Genomic DNA, 17,240 nt, shown 5'->3' on the forward strand with positions numbered 1-17,240 from the left:
CGCCCGGCTTCCGGGCCTTATGCCAACGCCATTGACCTTACGTGACCGTGCCGCGTTGTATCTCTCGCGGGGCCCCGTTCACGTCGTAGACCTTCAGTCGAGGGAGTCTTGTCATGCGTGTACTGCTCGTGGGAGCCGGCGGAGTGGGCAGCGCCGTCACCCGGATCGCCGCCCGGCGGCCGTTCTTCGAGGCGATGGTGGTCGTCGACTACGACCTCGGGCGGGCCGAGGCGGCCGTGGCGGCCCTCGACGGCGACGCCCGGTTCCGGGCCGAGCGCGTCGACGCCGGCGACGAGTCGGCGGTGGTCGCACTGCTGGAGCGGCACGCGTGCGACGTCCTGCTCAACGCCACCGACCCGCGTTTCGTGATGCCGCTGTTCCGTGCCGCCCGCGCGGCGGAGGCCACCTATGTCGACATGGCGATGTCGCTGTCGCGGCCGCATCCGCAGCGACCGTACGAGGAGTGCGGCGTGAAGCTGGGCGACGCCCAGTTCGAGGAGGCGGCCGACTGGGAGAAGGCGGGGGCTCTGGCCGTCGTCGGCATGGGCGTGGAGCCGGGTCTGTCGGACGTGTTCGCCCGGTACGCGGCCGACGAGCTCTTCGACGAGATCGAGGAAGTCGGGGTCCGCGACGGCGCGAACCTCACCGTCGACGGGTACGACTTCGCGCCGTCCTTCAGCATCTGGACGACGATCGAGGAGTGCCTCAACCCGCCGGTGGTCTACGAGAAGGGGCGCGGCTGGTTCACCACCGAGCCGTTCAGTGAGCCGGAGGTGTTCGACTTTCCGGAGGGCATCGGCCCGGTCGAGTGCGTGAACGTGGAGCACGAGGAGGTCCTGCTGGTGCCGCGCTGGGTCGACGCGCGGCGGGTGACCTTCAAGTACGGCCTCGGCGAGGACTTCATCCGCACGCTGAAGACGCTGCGCCTGCTGGGCCTGGACCGCACCGAGCCGGTGACCGTGCCGAGCGCCGCGGGACCGGTGCGGGTGTCGCCCCGGGACGTCGTCGCGGCATGTCTGCCGGACCCCGCGACGCTGGGTGAGCGGATGCACGGCAAGACGTGCGCGGGGACCTGGGTGCGGGGCGTCAAGGACGGCAGGCCGCGCGAGGTGTACCTGTACCACGTGGTGGACAACCAGTGGTCGATGGCGGAGTACGGCAGCCAGGCCGTGGTGTGGCAGACGGCCGTGAACCCGGTCGTGGCCCTCGAACTCCTCGCCACCGGCGCCTGGTCCGGCTCGGGTGTGCTGGGCCCGGAGGCGTTCCCGGCCCGGCCCTTCCTCGATCTGCTGACCGCGTACGGCTCCCCGTGGGGCATGCGCGAACACTGACCGAAATCGTTGGGCTCTCACGGGGTTTCACTCACGTATCGACAGGCGACTCGAAAACGAGTAATGCATCCACCGAGGGCACGTACGACGATCGCAGGTGACTTTGATGGACGACTGGCGAGACCACTCGGCCTGCCGCCATGAGGACCCCGACCTCTTCTATCCGATCGGCACCTCCGGGCCGGCTCTGTTCCAGACCGAGCAGGCCAAGGCGGTGTGCCGGCGCTGCCCCGTCCAGGAGCCGTGCCTTGAGTTCGCACTGGACACGGGGCAGTCCATAGGTGTGTGGGGCGGGACGAGCGAGACGGAACGGCGAGCGCTCAGGCGCCGTACGGCCGCGGCCCGCCGCTCCGGCTGACTCCGTTTCGAAGAGCGGGCGGAGCTGTCCCGGCAGGATCGGGGCCTCAGCGGCCGCTGCGGCGCAGCGGCCCCCAGGGGCTCCCCTGCCGGGACACCTCTGTCCTGGCCTCGTCGATCACCCGCTGATCGATCCAGCACAGCGGCCGGACGTCGGCGACCAGCGGTTCGTTGTCGGGTCCGCGGGCGATCTCCCTGCCCGCGAGCACCCAGGGCCGTACCCCGGCGCCCTTCTCGTGCGGCAGATGGGCGTAGTCGTGCAGGCGCCGGGCCACCCACACCCGGACGGGCCGGTCCCACCACTCCTCGACGTCGAGCGGGTTGGCGGACAGCCCGGGCATGGACACGCCGGTCAGGTCGTCGGTGCTGGACACCGCGGGGAGATCGCTCGCCGGACCGCGCGACCAGCGGACGTACAGGCCCTGCCGCCGTTCGACGAGTTCGGTGAACTCGTCGAGCGCGCGCACCACCGGCAGCTCGTCCGACCGGCCCATGCCCCCTCCTCCTCCCGGAACGCCGTCAGGCGGACGGAGTACCCGCAGGACACGAACGGAATCGGACGAGCAGCCTCCGCCGGGCCGGGGCAGTACGCTCGCGGCACGCCCCGCCCACCGGAAGGCCGATCATGAGCGTGCGTGTACGCCGGGTCCAGGAAGCGCCCCAGCCTGACGACGGCGTCCGTGTGCTCGTCGACCGGCTGTGGCCGCGCGGTGTGTCGAAGGACGCGGCACGCGTGGACGAGTGGCCCAAGGCCCTCACCCCCTCGACCGAGCTGCGCCGCTGGTACCACGCGGGCGAGGGGTCGTACGAGGAGTTCGGCGAGCGGTACGAGGCGGAGCTCGCCGCCCCGGAGGCGGCCGAACTCCTGGACCACGTGCGCGAGCTGTCCCGCAGGGGGCCGGTGACGCTGCTGACCGCGGTCAAGACCCCGGAGCGCAGTCACGCGGCCGTGCTCGCCCGGGTGCTCGGCGAGGGCTAGCGAGCGCTGGGCGGTCCGCTCGGCCGGCCGGGGCTAGGTCGTGTCCGCAAAGTCCCGTCGTCCGCCCGGAGGGCGGGCCGCGCGGCGTATGGTGCGTGCTCTCGGCGTGCCGGGCGGAAGCCCACGTACTGGTTGTACGTGGGCTTTCGCCCGGTGCGGCGAGAGTGCGTGCCAGGCGTCGCGGGGCAGGCGGGACTTTGCGGACACGACCTAGGCGGTCTGCTCGGCCGCGGCCCGTCCGGCCGCCCGCCCGGAGAAGAGGCAGCCACCCAGGAACGTTCCCTCCAGGGCGTTGTACCCATGGACGCCGCCACCTCCGAAGCCGGCGACTTCTCCGGCCGCGTACAGCCCGTCGACGGGGGTCCCGTCGGCCGCGAGCGCGCGGGAGTCGAGGTCGGTCTGGATGCCGCCGAGGGTCTTGCGGGTCAGTACGTGCAGCTTGACGCCGATGAGGGGGCCGGCCGCCGGGTCGAGGATGCGGTGCGGGGTGGCGACCCGGCCGAGGCGGTCGCCGATGTAGCGGCGGGCGTTGCGGATGCCCTGGACCTGGGCGTCCTTGCTGTACGGGTTGGCGATCTGCAGGTCGCGGGCCTCGATCTGGCGTCGGATGGTCTCGGCGTCGAGGAGCGGCTTGTCCGTCAACCGGTTCATCTTCTCGACCAGTTGCTCCAGACTCGGGGCGGTCACGAAGTCCGCGCCGTTGCGCAGGAACGCCGCCACCGGTCCGGGGGCGCCCTTGCCGAGGACGCGCTCCTTCAGGAACCCGGCGCGGTCCTTGGCGGTGATGTCCGGGTTCTGCTCGGAGCCCGACAGGGCGAACTCCTTCTCGATGATCTTCTGGCTGAGGATGAACCAGGAGTGGTCGTGGCCGGCGATGGCCGCGTCGGTGCGCAGGTGCCTGAGGGTGCCGAGGGTGTCGTAGCCGGGCAGGCAGGGGTCGGGCAGCCGGCGGCCGAGGGCGTCGAACCACATCGAGGACGGTCCGGGCAGGATGCGGATGCCGTGGCCGGGCCAGATCGGGTCCCAGTTCTGCAGGCCCTCGGTGTAGTGCCACATGCGGTCGCGGTTGACCAGGCGTACGCCGGCCTCCGCGCTGATGTCGAGCATCCGCCCGTCGACGTAGGCGGGCACGCCGGTGACCATCTCGGTGGGCGGGGTGCCGAGCCGCTCGGGCCAGTGGCGGCGGACGATCTCGTGGTTGGCGCCGATGCCGCCGGTGGTGACGACGACGGCCTGGGCGGTCAGTTCGAACTCGCCCGCGCGCTCGCGGTTGGAGGCGACACCGCGGGGCGAGTCGTCGTCGGCCAGGACCGTGCCGCGTACTCCACGCGCCTGGCCCTGTTCGATGACCAGCTCGTCGACCTGGTGGCGGTGGTGGAACGTGAGCAGCCCGTCGCGCGCGGCCTGCTCGGCGTACCGGACGAACGGCTCCACCACTCCCGTACCGGTGCCCCAGGCGATGTGGAAGCGGGGCACCGAGTTTCCGTGGCCGTCGGCGCGCAGGTCGCCGCGCTCGGCCCAGCCCACGGTGGGCAGGAACCTGATGCCGTGCCCGTCCAGCCAGGCCCGCTTCTCACCGGCCGCGAACTCCACGTAGGCGCGCGCCCAGCGCACCGCCCAGGAGTCCTCGTCGTCCACACGGTCGAACTGGGCGCTGCCCTGCCAGTCGCTCCAGGCCAGGTCGAAGGAGTCCTTGATGCCCAGGCGCCGCTGCTCCGGGGAGCCGACGAGGAACAGCCCGCCGAAGGACCAGAACGCCTGCCCGCCGAGGTTGGCGGCGTTCTCCTGGTCCACGAGCGCGACCCTGCGGCCCCGGCTGGTCAGTTCGTGCGCGGCGACGAGGCCCGCGAGTCCCGCTCCGACGACGATGACGTCGGCATCCATGGCGACCGTCCCTTCCCGATGAGGTGGTGGCGCTGTCCGGTGGTGTCGCTGCCGTCGGTGAGCAGCGCGGTGAGCAGTTGCTGCAACCAGGCGCGAGCGCGTTCGACGTCCTGGTCCAGCAGCAGTTGCGTGGTGACGCCGTCGTAGGCGGCGACCACGGCGTGGGCGGCGCCCTCGATGTCGCCGAGCACGGCCGGCAGCGCGGTGTGCCCCCGCGCCCGGGCGAGCCGGTCGGCGATCGCGCCGCGCAGGCGTGCGCGGTGTTCCAGCAGGGTCCGCGCGACGGCCGGTTCACGGGCGGCGTGCACCAGGAAGTCGGTCTTCACCAGCAGCCAGTCACGGTCCAGGAGCAGCACCTCGGTCACCCGGTCCACCGCGGCGGGCACGTCCAGGTCCGGCCCGTCGACGGCGAGGGCACCGGAGACCTGCTCCGCGATCAGGTCGGCCCGCTGCTGGTAGAGGGCGAAGAACAGCTCGTCCAGGCTGGCGAAGTTGGAGTAGAAGGCGCCCCTGCTGTACCCGGCGGCCTCGCAGACCTCCTCGATGGAGACCCGGCCGAACCCCTTCGCGGCGAACACCGCGAACGCGGCGTCGAGGAGGTTGGCCCGGGTGCGGACCCTGCGCCTGGTGACGCGCTTGGCCGTGCTGTCCGTCGTCATGTCCTCCCCACCTCCGTTCGATGCATGAATGTATCCGATACATCAATGCATCCAAAGACCTCGGAGCCCGGCGCATGCCGGGAAGGCCCACCGGAAGACACCCCGGAAGATCGAATGGGAACATGCTTTCGATTAAGCGGTACGCTGGATGGCATGACCAGGCACCTCCAGGGCTCCCTGTTCGACCAGACCGACGAGCTGCGGCTCGGGCCCCTCTCCGGGATCCGCCGGACCCCGCTCGACCACGGCGCCTGGATCGACGTCCTGCCCGGCTGGCTCAGCGGGGCCGACACCTTGTTCGAACAGCTGGCCACCGAAGTCCCCTGGCGTGCCGAGCGGCGCAGGATGTACGACAACGTCGTGGTGGTACCGCGGCTGCTCGCCTACTACGGCGCCGACGACCCGCTCCCGCACCCGGTGCTGGCGGAGGCCCGCGCCGCGCTCTGCGCGCACTACGCCGAGGAACTGCGCGAACCGTTCACCACGGCCGGGCTCTGCTACTACCGCGACGGCCGGGACAGCGTCGCCTGGCACGGCGACCGCATCGGGCGAGGCGCACATGAGGACACGATGGTCGCCATCCTCTCCGTGGGCGCCCCCCGTGATCTGCTGCTGCGCCCCGCGCGGGGCGGTGGCGGGTCGCTGCGCCGCCCCCTCGGCCACGGCGACCTCATCGTGATGGGCGGCTCCTGCCAGCGGACCTGGGAGCACTCGATACCCAAGACCTCGCGTGCGACGGGACCACGCATCAGCATCCAGTTCCGCCCGCACGGCGTGCACTGAGGCGCAGGGCCGACCGCTTCGGGTGCGCGCGGGAGCTGCCTCCGGCGGACGGTGCCGGAGGCAGCCCTTCCTCTGGGCGGGACCCCGCCGGGCGACCAGACTGGCCGGGTGAGCGCCGAGCAGCAGATTCCGCCCACCGGTCCCCGGCGCGGGGAACTGGACGCCCTGCGCGTCTACGTCGTCCTCGGGCTGGTCTTCTTCCACTCCGCCCTGGTCTTCTCGCCGGACGACGACTTCTATGTGAAGAACCAGGAGACGACCGGCGCCGTCACCGTCCTCGCCGGGCTGGGTGTGGTCTGGGCGATGCCCATGCTGTTCCTCGTCGCGGGGCTCGGCTCGCGGTACTCGATCCGGCGCCGCGGATCCGCCCGCTTCGCCCGTGAGCGCCTGCTGCGCCTGGGTGTCCCCCTGGTCTTCGCCACCCTCGTCCTGTGCCCGCTCCCCCAGTGGCTGCGGCTGCGGGCCGCCGACCCCGCTCACGACGAGTCGTACGCGCGCTTCTGGCTGCGTTTCTTCACGGTCCGTCCGGACGCGGCCGACTTCCCCTTCGTCCTGGAAGGGGAGCACTTCGAGACCGGTCATCTGTGGTTCGTCGTACTCCTGCTGGCCTTCAGCCTGCTCCTGGCCCCGGTCGCGGCATCGTTGGCCGCCTGGACGCAGCCCCTGTCGCAGGCGGTGGCGAGGCGTCCCGCGCTGCTCGTGCTGCCCGCGCTGCCGCTCGCCGCGATCAACGCCTTCCTCGGCATGGAGGAAGGCTTCGCGGGCTGGAACCGCTGGGCGTACCTGGTGTTCTTCCTGTTCGGTCACGCCCTCGCCGACGACCCGCGCGTGCGCGCCGCGCTGCGCCGGGCGGCGGTTGCGGTGGGCCTGCTCGGGCTGGTGCTGTTCGCCGGGACCGCGCCCGGGTTCCTCGCGCTCGCCGACCCGTTCACCGAGTGGAACGCCTTCGCGCTGGCCACCCGGGCGGCGTTCGGCGCGGCGGGCTGGTGCTGGGTCTTGGCCATCCTCGGACTGCTGGACCGGCCCCGTGAGGCCCGGCCGCCCTCGCGCGCGATGCTGTACCTCGGGGTCGCCGCCCTGCCGGTGTACGTACTGCACCAGCCGGTCGTGGTGGCCGTGGCGTACGGCGTGGTGGGCCGGCCGGCGCCGATCCCCGTCAAGTACGCGATGATCGTGACGGCTTCACTGGCCCTGATCCTCGCGCTGTACGAGTGCGTGGTGCGCAGAACGCGCCTGACGCGGTTCCTGTTCGGCATGCGCCCTCACCCGCCGCTCACGCCTTCGTCCTGATCTGCTTTGCTGTCCCGTGTCGGGCAGGACCTCACCACGGGGGACGATCATGCGGACAGACATGCAGCAAGTCGCCGACGGCACCTACCTGGTACACGGCAGCAACACCAACTGGGTGATCCTGGCCGAGGGGGACGCGGTCACGCTGGTGGACACCGGCTACCCGGGGGACCGGGCACGGCTCCTCGCCTCGCTCGCGGAGGTGGGAAGTTCCCCGGAGGCGGTCACGGCCGTACTGATCACGCACGCGCACACGGACCACCTGGGCAGCGCCGAGTACCTGCGCGCCACGTACGGCACGCCCATCTACCTCCACGCGGCCGAAGTACCGCACGCCCGCCGCGACTTCCTCCACCAGGTGGACGTCGGGACGGTGCTCAGGAACGGCTGGCGGCCGGGTGTGCTGCCCTGGGCGATGCACGCCATCCGCTCCGGCGGCACGGCACACGTCCCGGTCTCCTCCCCCGAGCCGTTCCCCTCGGAAGGTCCGCTCGACCTGCCCGGCCGGCCCGTGCCGGTGCACACGCCCGGTCACACCGACGGGCACTGCGCCTACCACCTGCCGGACGCCGGCGTGATCGTCTCGGGCGACGCCCTGGTGAGCGGACACCCCACCTCGCGTCTCAAGGGGCCGCAGCTGCTGCCCGACATGTTCCACCGCGAGCGGGCTCGTGCCGTCGCCTCGCTCGACGTGCTCCACGAGCTGGAGGCCGACCTGCTGCTGCCCGGACACGGCCCGGTGCACCGGGGCGCGGTGCGTGAAGCGGCTCTTCAGGCCCGGGAGCGCGCGCTCTAAGGTGAGGTGACGATCACCGGCGAGGCGAGGACGAACGGCCCATGGCACTGCAGATCAGCGCGACGAACCCGGAGCACCCCGCGCTCCTGCTGGAGCTGCCCTGGCATCTGCCTCTGGAGGAGTGGCCGCAGGAGGTGCTGGTCCCGCTGCCGCGCGGCATCTCCCGGCACGTCGTGCGGTACGCCCGGGCCGGCAGCGAGGTGATCGCCGTCAAGGAGCTCGCCCAGCGCCCGGCCCTGCGCGAGTACGAACTGCTGCGCGACCTGGACCGCATCGGCATCCCCGCGGTGGACCCGCTGGCCGTGGTCACCGGGCGCACCGACGCCGACGGCGGCCCGCTGGAGCCGGTCCTGGTGACCCGGCACCTGGGCGGCTCGCTGCCGTACCGTTCGATGTTCGAGACGACGATGCGCCCGGCGACCATGCACCGGCTGATGGACGCCCTGGCCGTGCTGCTGGTCCGCCTCCACCTCGCCGGGTTCGCCTGGGGCGACTGCTCGCTGTCCAACACGCTGTTCCGGCGGGACGCGGGCGCCTACGCCGCGTACCTCGTGGACGCCGAGACCGGTGATCTGCACGCCCGGCTCAGCGGCGGCCAGCGCGACTACGACCTGGAGCTCGCCCGCGTCAACATCAGCGGTGAGCTGCTGGACCTGGAGGCGTCGGGGGCCCTGCATCCGTCGGTGGACCCGGTCGAGTTCGGCATGGAGATCTGCGCCCGGTACCAGGGGCTGTGGGAGGAGCTGACCCGCACCTCGGTCTATCCGGCGGGCAAGTACCACTACATAGAGCGCCGGATACGCCGTCTGAACGAGCTCGGTTTCGACGTGGCCGAGATGCAGATCGAGCACGCCCCGAACGGCGACACCGTCACCTTCGTGCCCAAGGTCGTCGACGCCGGCCACCACCAGCGGCAGCTGCTGCGCCTGACGGGCCTGGACACCGAGGAGAACCAGGCCCGCCGACTGCTGAACGACCTGGAGAGCTGGATGGCCACCCAGGACGACTACGCCCCGGGCGACCCCCTCGGCGCCCGGCCCGAGGTGCTCGCCCACCGCTGGGTGCGCGACGTCTTCCGGCCCACGGTGCGGGCCGTGCCGCCGGAGCTGCGCGGCTCGATGGACCCGGCCGAGATCTACCACGAACTCCTCGAACACCGCTGGTACCTGTCCGAGCGGGCGCAGCACGACATCGCCCTGGAGGCGGTGGTCGCGGACTACATCGAGAACATCCTGCCCAAGGCCCGCGCGACGCTGCAGCCCACGTCCGACTGACCGGCCCGGCGGATCAGTCGTGCGGCACCACGGCGACCGGGCAGTCCGCGTGGTGCAGGACCCCGTGCGCCACCGAGCCGATGCGCGCTCCGACCGCCGTACGGTGGGCCCGTCGCCCGACGACCATCAGCTGAGCCCGGCCCGCCACCGACAGCAGCACCTGCCCGGCGCTGCCCATCTCGACGTGCTCGACCACCCGCACGTCCGGGAACTGCTCGCGCCACGGCCGCAGCGCCTCGCCCAGCGCCTTCTTCTCGTACGGCTCCAGGCCGCCCGCCTCGTCGAGCAGCTTCAGTGAGCCGGGGCTGTAGGCGAACAGCGGAGGCAGCGTCCAGGCCCGTACGGCGCGTACCGTCGCACCCCGCGCCGCGGCCGTCTCGAACGCGAACCGCAGGGCGGCGGCACTGTCCTCAGGGCCGCCCTGCTGGCCCACGACGATCTCGCGTCCGGCGGCCTCCGCGGACGCCTCGTCCCCGGCTCGGACGAGCACGACGGGGCGTTCGGCCCCGGCGATCACCTGCTGACCGACGGAACCCAGCAGGAAGCCGACGACCGCGCCGTGCCCCCGCGATCCCAGCACCAGCATCTCCGCGTCCGCCGCCGCCGCGGCCAGCGTCTCGACGGGACCGCCCTCGACCGGGTCGGTGGTCACCTGGAGGCCGGGGTGCCGCTCGGCGACGGACCGGGCCGCCTGCGCGAGCTGCTCCCGCACCCAGTGGGCCTGGGAGTCGGCGTCTCCCGCGTCGATCGCCTCGTGCGGCTGGAACCGCCAGGCGTGCACCACCCGCAGGGCGAGTCCGCGGCGCACCGCCTCCCGGGCTGCCCAGCCCAGTGCGGCGAGACTCTCCTCCGATCCGTCCACCCCTGCCGTGATCGGGCGCGTCATGTCCGGTTGCCTCCTCATGTCGTGATCACATCCGTCGGGGCCCAGTCTTCCCTACCGCGCCTTCCTCACCTTCGAGTGGGAGCAGGTGAACGTCGACACGGCCGACCCCTTCGACCTGGGAGCCCGGTGGGCGAAGGCGCTCGGGTGGGTCGTCGTGGAGTTCCGTCCCATGGACCCGGGAAGCGGAGGTCGCCCGGATCCCCGCGCCCGGCGCCCGTCACGCGGACGTCCGGCAGGGCGACGAGCCGTGGGTGTTCCGGCCGATCCGCAGGTCGACGGGTTCCGCGCACTCGGCCCGCGCCGGAGCTGGGAGCCGGACGCGGCCGAGAGGCAGCCACACGCTCGAGGCGGCGGCCACCCGCATACCCGAGCGAAGCGGGCGGATCGAACATACGATGGGGCCGAGTCGGCGCGGCGACTGCGCCATCAGGTCCCGTCCGCCGTGCCGAGAACGAGAACCCCCGGGGTGGGAGACGTATGGCACAGGCCGCCGACGCAGCGCGGACCGTCATCCTGACCGTGGACGACGACCCGGGAGTGTCCCGGGCGGTCGCCCGTGATCTGCGGCGGCGCTACGGCGAGTCGCACCGCATCGTGCGCACGGAGTCCGGCGCGTCCGCGCTGGAGGCGCTGCGCGAACTGAAACTGCGGGGCGACCTGGTCGCCGTGATCCTGGCCGACTACCGGATGCCGCAGATGAACGGCATCGAGTTCCTCGAACAGGCCCTGGACGTGTACCCGGGCGCCCGGCGGGTGCTGCTGACCGCGTACGCGGACACGAACGCGGCGATCGACGCGATCAACGTCGTCGACCTCGACCACTATCTGCTCAAGCCCTGGGACCCGCCCGAGGAGAAGCTCTACCCGGTCCTGGACGACCTGCTGGAGGCCTGGCGGCGCAGCGACTACCGGCCGGTGCCCAGCACCAAGGTGGTCGGCCACCGCTGGTCGGCGCACTCCTCCCGGGTGCGGGAGTTCCTGGCCCGCAACCAGGTGCCGTACCGCTGGTACTCGGCAGACGAGCCCGAGGGGCAGCGGCTGCTCGCCGCCGCCGGACAGGACGGGCTGCGGCTGCCGCTGGTGATCACGGCGCAGGGCACGCCCCTCGTGGCGCCCGAAGTGCCCGAGCTGGCCGCCGAGGTGGGGCTGGCCACGACGCCGACGGCCGACTTCTACGACCTCGTCGTCATCGGCGGCGGCCCGGCGGGGCTGGGCGCGGCCGTGTACGGGGCGTCGGAGGGCCTGCGCACCGTGCTGGTGGAGCGGTCGGCGACCGGTGGGCAGGCCGGGCAGAGCTCCCGGATCGAGAACTACCTCGGCTTCCCCGACGGCGTGTCCGGAGCGCAGCTCACCGACCGGGCCCGGCGGCAGGCGGCGAAGTTCGGCGCCGAGATGCTCACCGCGCGCGAGGTGACGGCGCTGGAGGTCAGCGGTGCCGCCCGGATCGTACGGTTCTCGGACGGCTCTGCGGTCGCCGCGCACAGCGTGATCCTGGCGACCGGTGTGTCCTACCGGCAGCTGGCGGCACCGGGCTGCGACGAGCTGACCGGCTGCGGGGTGTTCTACGGGTCGGCCCTGACCGAGGCGCCCGCCTGCCAGGGGCAGGACGTGTACATCGTAGGCGGCGCCAACTCGGCCGGTCAGGCGGCGATGTACCTGGCGAGGGGCGCGAAGTCGGTGACGCTGCTGGTGCGCGGACCGGATCTGTCCGCGTCCATGTCGCACTACCTCATCCAGCAGATCGACGAGGCCCCGAACATCTCGGTGCGCACGCGCACGGTCGTCGAGTCCGCGCACGGCTCCGACCATCTGGAGCAGCTGACGCTGCGCGACGTGGACAGCGGGCGCGCCGAACTCGTCGACGCCCAGTGGATGTTCGTGTTCATCGGCGCGGCCCCGCTGACCGACTGGCTGGCCGGGACCGTGCTGCGCGACGAGCGCGGGTTCATCCTGTCCGGCCCCGACCTGAGCCCGGACGGACGGCCACCGGCCGGCTGGGAGCTGGACCGGCCGCCGTACCACCTGGAGACCAACGTTCCCGGCGTGTTCGTGGCGGGCGACGCCCGTGCCGAGTCCGCCAAGCGGGTCGCGTCCGCCGTCGGAGAGGGAGCCATGGCCGTGATGCTCGTCCACCGTTATCTGGAACAGTCATGAGCGGGCAGTCGATGCCGTGCAACCCCGGCGAGATCGGGGCGCTGTTCCTGTTCGAGAAGCTCACCCCCGAGCAGCTCGGCAGGCTGTGCAGCGAGGGGCGGGTGGAACTCTTCCCGCCCGGCCCCGTGTACACCGAGGGTGAGCCCGCGACCTGCTTCTACGTCATGATCGAGGGCACCGTCGTGCTGTCCCGGCGGGTCGGCGCGGACGACGTGGAGGTCACCCGGACCTCCCAGCGCGGGGTGTACTCCGGTGCCTGGCAGGCCTATCTCGGGGACCGGGTGCCGCAGACGTACAACAGCTCGATGCGGGTCACGGAGCCGACGCGGTTCTTCGTGCTGCCCGCGGCGACCTTCGCGGAGGTGATCCGCGAGTGGTTCCCGATGGCCCTGCATCTGCTGGAGGGGCTCTTCTTCGGCCAGAAGAGCACCCAGGTGGCGATCAACCAGCGCGAACGGCTGCTGGCGCTCGGTTCGTTGTCGGCCGGTCTCACCCATGAGCTCAACAACCCGGCGGCGGCGGCCGTACGGGCGACCGCGACGCTGCGGGAGCGGGTCGGCAAGATGCGGCACAAGCTGGCCGTCATCGCGCAGGGCTCGTACTCCCCCGAGGTCATGGCGAACCTCATCGAGATCCAGGAACGCACGGCCGAACGGGTCGCGAAGGCACCGGCGTTGAGTCCGCTGGAGGCGTCGGACCGCGAGGACGACGTGACCGACTGGCTGGACGACCACGGGATCCCGGAGGGCTGGCGGATCGCGCCCACCTTCGTGCAGGCCGGTCTCGACGCGGACTGGCTGGACCAGGTCGCGGCGGCGGTGGACGAGGAGATGCTGCCGAGCGCGATCGGCTGGCTCAACTACACCGTCGAGACGGAGCTGTTGATGGACGAGATCAACGACTCCACCACGCGCATCTCGCATCTCGTCGACGCCGCCAAGCAGTACTCCCAGCTGGACCGGGCGCCGTTCCAGAACGCCGACGTGCACGAACTGCTCGACAGCACCCTGCTGATGCTGTCGGGCAAGATCGGCCCGCGGATCAAGGTCGTCAAGGAGTACGACCGCACGCTGCCGAGGATCCCGGCGTACCCGGCGGAGCTCAACCAGGTGTGGACCAACCTCATCGACAACGCGGTCTCCGCCATCGACAGCGCGGGAGGCGAAGGCACGTTGACCGTGCGGACGGCACCCGATCACGACCGGCTGCTCGTGGAGTTCCGGGACACCGGCATCGGCATACCCCCGCAGGACCGGGGGCGGATCTTCGATCCCTTCTTCACGACGAAACCCGTGGGCGAGGGCACCGGGCTCGGGCTCGACATCTCCTGGCGGATCGTCGTCAACAAGCACCACGGCAGCATCCAGGTGGAGTCCGAGCCGGGTGACACCCGCTTCCAGGTGCTGCTGCCGCTCACAGCCGCCGAGGAGGACACCCCATGACCGGCCACCAGGGAATCGAACCGAGCGTGCCGCCGAGCGGCAGCGGGTGCGTGGAGTGCGATGCGCAGGGCGGATGGTGGTTCCATCTGCGGCGGTGCGCGCAGTGCGGGCACGTGGGGTGCTGCGACAGTTCGCCCGCGAAGCACGCCAAGGCGCACTTCCGGGAGAGCGGGCATCCGTTCGTGCAGAGCTTCGAGCCGGGTGAGAGCTGGTACTGGAACTTCGAGACGAACGAGCTGTACGAGTCGGGGCCCGAACTCGCGCCGCCGGTGAGCCATCCCACGGAGCAGCCCGCGCCGGGCCCCGCGGGACGGGTGCCGGCGGACTGGGCCAGGACGTTGCGCGCGTAGGCACCGAGGGGGCGCAGAGGCCGGCGCGGGCGCTTGCGTTCGAAGTGACAGGATGTGTCCGTGTCACAGACCTCATTCGGTACGCCGATCATCGGGCGGGAGGGCGAGCTTGGCCGGCTCTCCGGTGCGCTGGAACGAGCCCGCGACGGCGAGGCCCGGGCGGTCCTGGTCGCCGGGGACGCCGGCGTCGGCAAGACACGGGTGCTGGACGAGGTGGCGGGGCGGGCGGCTGGGGACGGGATGCTCGTCCTGACCGGGCACTGCGTGGATCTCGGTGAGGTCGGGCTGCCGTATCTGCCGTTCACCGAGGCGCTCGGGGCACTCGCCGGTGACGGGCGGTTCCCGGAGGTTCTCCGGGCGCATCCCGTGGTCGAGGGGCTGCTGGGGGGCGGGACGGACGCCGTGCGGGACCGGCTGCGGCTGTTCGAGGGCATCGCCGGGCTGCTGGCCGATCTCGCGGACGTCGTACCCGTGCTGCTCGTCCTGGAGGATCTGCACTGGGCCGACCAGTCGTCCAGGGATCTGCTGCGGTTCCTGCTCAGCCGGGGGATCCTGCAGCGGCCGGCGGGTGGGGCGGCCGGGCACCGGCTGGCCGTGTTCGCCTCGTACCGCGCGGACGATCTGCATCGTCGGCATCCGCTGCGGCCGCTGCTCGCCGAACTGGTGCGGCTGCCCGCCGTCGAGCGGCTGGAGCTGCGGCCGCTGGCCGACGGCGAGGTGGCCAGGCTGGTGCGGGCCGTGCAGGAGCGGCCGCTGCCGGACGGCACGGTCCGGCGGATCGTCGAGCGGGCCGAGGGCAACGCGTTCTACGCCGAGGAACTGGTCGCGGCGACGGGCTCGGAGGCCGGCGGGGTACCCAGCGGGCTGGCCGACGTCCTGCTCATCCGTGTCGAGCAGCTGCCCGACACGGCGCAGCAGGTGCTGCGCACGGCGGCCGTGGCGGGACGGCGTGTCGAGCACGACCTGCTGCGGGATGCCGTGGGCATCCCGGAGGAGGAGCTGGAGTCGGCGCTGCGCGAGGCCGTCGGCCGGCAACTGCTGGTGCTCCGCGACGGCGACACGTACGCGTTCCGGCACGCACTCGCCCGCGAGGCGGTGTACGCCGACCTCCTCCCCGGTGAACGGGCCCGGCTGCACGGCACGTTCGCCCGGTTGCTCGCCGGGCGGGGCCGTCCGGCCGAGACGGCGGCGGAGCGTGCCCACCACTACCGCGCGAGCCATGACCTGCCCGATGCCCTGGCCGCCTCGCTGGAGGCCGCCGCGCACGCGCACCAGGTCGGCGCGCCCGCCGAGGAACTGCGGCATCTGGAGGCGGCCCTGGACCTGTGGTCGTCGGTGGAGCCGTCCGCGCGCCCCTCGGGCGAGGGCAACGACCGGGTGACCCTCACCCTGCGCGCGTCCGCGGCGGCGGCACACGCCGGGGAGGCGCACCGCGCGGTCTCGCTGACCCGTTCCGCACTCGCGGGCGTCGGCCAGGACACGGACGCCGAACTCGCCGCCCGGGTCCGCTACACGCTGGCCGGCAACCTTCTCGGCGTCGACAGTCTGACGGCGGCCTTCACCCACAGCAGCGAGGCACTCGCCCTCATCCCGGCCGAGCCGCCTTCGCGTACCTGGGTGTGGGCGGCGGCCACCCATGTCCTGGCGGCCCGTCAGGTCGGGGAGAACGAGACGGCGCTGCGCGTCGCCCGCGAGGCGCTGCGGGTCGCCGAGGACCTGCGGGTGACCGACGCCCGGGCGGACCTGCTCATCTCACTGGCCGGGCTGGAAGGCGGTGGCCGCCGCACCCCGCAGGGCCGTGAACGACTGCGGGAGGCACGCGAGTTGGCGCGACGCTCGGGCAACGGGCCGGTGGAGATGCGGGCGCTGTTCAACCTCGCCGTCGGCTGCTTCGAGTCCGGTGATCTGCCGGAGTCGCTGCCCTGGCTTGCGGAGGGGCTGGACCGCGCCCGGCGTGCCGGGCTGCTGTCCTCGCCGTATCCGCTGGAGATGCGGTACCTGCAGTCCCTGGTGCTGTACACGCTGGGCCGTTGGGACGAGTGCCTGCGGGTCGCGGCGGCCGCTGCCGAGGCTCTGCCCGCGGCGGCGGGATACGCGGCCGGTCCGGCGATGTACGTGGCTCTCGCGCGCGGGGAGAGCGCGGCCGTGGACAAGGCCCGAGCCCTGCTCGACGGTCCCTTCGACTGGATGGGCACGCTGATCGCGGGCGTCGCGCTCACCGACGCCGCGGCGCTGCGCGGTGACGCGGAGGCGGCGGTGGAGCGGATGCGGTCCACGGTCGCGGCCCTCACCGACGACGTGGGTACGCTGCCCGACGCGACGGTCCGGCTCGCCGCGCTCGCGCTGTCCGCGGTCGCCGACCGGGCCGCCGAACTGCGCCTGACCGGCGACGAGAGCGGCGTGCGCCGCTGGGCGGACACGGCGACCGAACTGGTCGAGCAGGCGCGGGCCACGGCCGGCCGCGGCAAGGACGGCACGCCCCAGGGCCCGGAGGGCTCGGCGTGGCTGGCCCGTGCGGAGGCCGAGTGGACGCGCGCGGTGTCCGGGCCCGACCCGCAGGCGTGGGCGAAGGCGGTGGCCGCGTTCGACTACGGCGACGCCTACGAGCGGGCGCGGTGCCGGCTGCGTCACGCCGAGGCCCTGCTGGCGGTCGGCGACCGCGACACGGCTGCCGCCGAGGCCGCCGCGGCGCGGGAGACCGCCGCCCGGCTCGGCGCGGCGCCCCTCCTCGACCGGCTGGACGCCTTGGTCCGCCGCGGCCGCCTCAAGGACGCCGCCGACGCTACGGCGGCCGTCGCCGGCCGCGCCGCCGCGCTCACGGCCCGCGAGCAGGACGTCCTGCGACTTCTCGCTCTCGGCCGCAGCAACCGGCAGATCGGCGAGGAGCTGTACATCACCGGCAAGACGGCGAGCGTCCACGTCTCCCGCATCATGGCGAAGCTGGGCGCCGCGAGCCGTACCGAGGCGGTGGCGATCGCCTACCGGGAGGGCCTGATCTCCCGGGCGCAGACAGTGGGCTGACGCGCCGGCGCCCACCGGTCGGCCACCGGGCGCC

The 17,240-nt window shown here is 72.6% G+C and carries 15 protein-coding genes; 11 read left to right on the forward strand and 4 right to left on the reverse strand.

Going from position 1 to position 17,240, the window contains the following annotated elements; all coding sequences use genetic code 11:
• Window positions 1-113: 113 nt before the first annotated feature.
• Window positions 114-1,331: a saccharopine dehydrogenase family protein gene (locus ACWCPI_RS09685; RefSeq protein WP_451037600.1), complete on the forward strand. Its 1,218-nt coding sequence runs from the start codon at window positions 114-116 to the stop codon at window positions 1,329-1,331.
• 106 nt (window positions 1,332-1,437) lie between these two features.
• The gene (locus ACWCPI_RS09690; protein ID WP_451037601.1) at window positions 1,438-1,689 is read left to right on the forward strand and encodes a WhiB family transcriptional regulator; all 252 of its coding nucleotides are present in this window, start codon (window positions 1,438-1,440) and stop codon (window positions 1,687-1,689) included.
• A 46-nt stretch (window positions 1,690-1,735) separates the two neighbouring features.
• On the opposite strand, the gene ACWCPI_RS09695 is transcribed toward ACWCPI_RS09690, so the two are convergent.
• A complete protein-coding gene (locus ACWCPI_RS09695; RefSeq protein ID WP_451037602.1) occupies window positions 1,736-2,182 on the reverse strand; it encodes a DUF6098 family protein in 447 nt (148 codons plus the stop codon).
• Between the two features lie 131 nt (window positions 2,183-2,313).
• Between ACWCPI_RS09695 and ACWCPI_RS09700 the strand changes: the two genes are divergently transcribed.
• Window positions 2,314-2,667, forward strand: a complete 354-nt coding sequence (locus ACWCPI_RS09700; RefSeq protein WP_451037603.1) for a DUF488 domain-containing protein — start codon at window positions 2,314-2,316, stop codon at window positions 2,665-2,667.
• A gap of 210 nt (window positions 2,668-2,877) precedes the next feature.
• On the opposite strand, the gene ACWCPI_RS09705 is transcribed toward ACWCPI_RS09700, so the two are convergent.
• Together ACWCPI_RS09705 and ACWCPI_RS09710 are read right to left on the reverse strand one after the other, a co-directional pair.
• Complete coding sequence (locus ACWCPI_RS09705; protein WP_451037604.1) at window positions 2,878-4,551, reverse strand: FAD-binding dehydrogenase; 1,674 nt, start codon at window positions 4,549-4,551, stop codon at window positions 2,878-2,880.
• Window positions 4,488-5,210 carry a TetR/AcrR family transcriptional regulator gene (locus tag ACWCPI_RS09710; RefSeq protein WP_451037605.1) on the reverse strand — a complete coding sequence of 241 codons (723 nt, stop codon included), beginning with the start codon at window positions 5,208-5,210 and terminating at the stop codon, window positions 4,488-4,490. Before ACWCPI_RS09710 ends, ACWCPI_RS09705 begins: the two co-directional genes overlap by 64 nt.
• A gap of 153 nt (window positions 5,211-5,363) precedes the next feature.
• On the opposite strand from ACWCPI_RS09710, the gene ACWCPI_RS09715 reads away from it, so the two are divergent.
• From ACWCPI_RS09715 to ACWCPI_RS09730, 4 genes are all read left to right on the forward strand, one after another.
• Window positions 5,364-5,993, forward strand: coding sequence for an alpha-ketoglutarate-dependent dioxygenase AlkB (locus tag ACWCPI_RS09715; protein ID WP_451037606.1), 630 nt, complete (start codon window positions 5,364-5,366; stop codon window positions 5,991-5,993).
• Window positions 5,994-6,101: 108 nt separating this feature from the next.
• Complete coding sequence (locus tag ACWCPI_RS09720) at window positions 6,102-7,283, forward strand: acyltransferase family protein (protein ID WP_451037607.1); 1,182 nt, start codon at window positions 6,102-6,104, stop codon at window positions 7,281-7,283.
• A gap of 49 nt (window positions 7,284-7,332) precedes the next feature.
• Window positions 7,333-8,079 carry an MBL fold metallo-hydrolase gene (locus tag ACWCPI_RS09725; RefSeq protein WP_451037608.1) on the forward strand — a complete coding sequence of 249 codons (747 nt, stop codon included), beginning with the start codon at window positions 7,333-7,335 and terminating at the stop codon, window positions 8,077-8,079.
• Window positions 8,080-8,120: 41 nt separating this feature from the next.
• Window positions 8,121-9,353: a DUF4032 domain-containing protein gene (locus ACWCPI_RS09730; RefSeq protein WP_451037609.1), complete on the forward strand. Its 1,233-nt coding sequence runs from the start codon at window positions 8,121-8,123 to the stop codon at window positions 9,351-9,353.
• Window positions 9,354-9,366: 13 nt separating this feature from the next.
• Here ACWCPI_RS09730 and ACWCPI_RS09735 read toward each other — a convergent pair whose 3' ends face one another.
• Window positions 9,367-10,239: a universal stress protein gene (locus ACWCPI_RS09735; RefSeq protein ID WP_451037610.1), complete on the reverse strand. Its 873-nt coding sequence runs from the start codon at window positions 10,237-10,239 to the stop codon at window positions 9,367-9,369.
• Window positions 10,240-10,716: 477 nt separating this feature from the next.
• Between ACWCPI_RS09735 and ACWCPI_RS09740 the strand changes: the two genes are divergently transcribed.
• Genes ACWCPI_RS09740 through ACWCPI_RS09755 form a run of 4 tightly spaced genes read left to right on the forward strand, consistent with a single transcriptional unit; the run spans window position 10,717 to window position 17,206 of the window.
• Window positions 10,717-12,393: an FAD-dependent oxidoreductase gene (locus tag ACWCPI_RS09740; protein WP_451037611.1), complete on the forward strand. Its 1,677-nt coding sequence runs from the start codon at window positions 10,717-10,719 to the stop codon at window positions 12,391-12,393.
• Complete coding sequence (locus ACWCPI_RS09745) at window positions 12,390-13,835, forward strand: ATP-binding protein (protein ID WP_451037612.1); 1,446 nt, start codon at window positions 12,390-12,392, stop codon at window positions 13,833-13,835. The genes ACWCPI_RS09740 and ACWCPI_RS09745 overlap by 4 nt, the downstream gene beginning before the upstream one ends.
• Window positions 13,832-14,185 carry a UBP-type zinc finger domain-containing protein gene (locus tag ACWCPI_RS09750; RefSeq protein ID WP_451037613.1) on the forward strand — a complete coding sequence of 118 codons (354 nt, stop codon included), beginning with the start codon at window positions 13,832-13,834 and terminating at the stop codon, window positions 14,183-14,185. The genes ACWCPI_RS09745 and ACWCPI_RS09750 overlap by 4 nt, the downstream gene beginning before the upstream one ends.
• 60 nt (window positions 14,186-14,245) lie before the next feature.
• On the forward strand, window positions 14,246-17,206 hold the full coding sequence (locus ACWCPI_RS09755) for a helix-turn-helix transcriptional regulator (RefSeq protein WP_451037614.1): 2,961 nt from the start codon (window positions 14,246-14,248) through the stop codon (window positions 17,204-17,206).
• The last annotated feature ends 34 nt before the right edge of the window (window positions 17,207-17,240 follow it).

The organism is Streptomyces sp. NPDC001920, assembly GCF_053594495.1.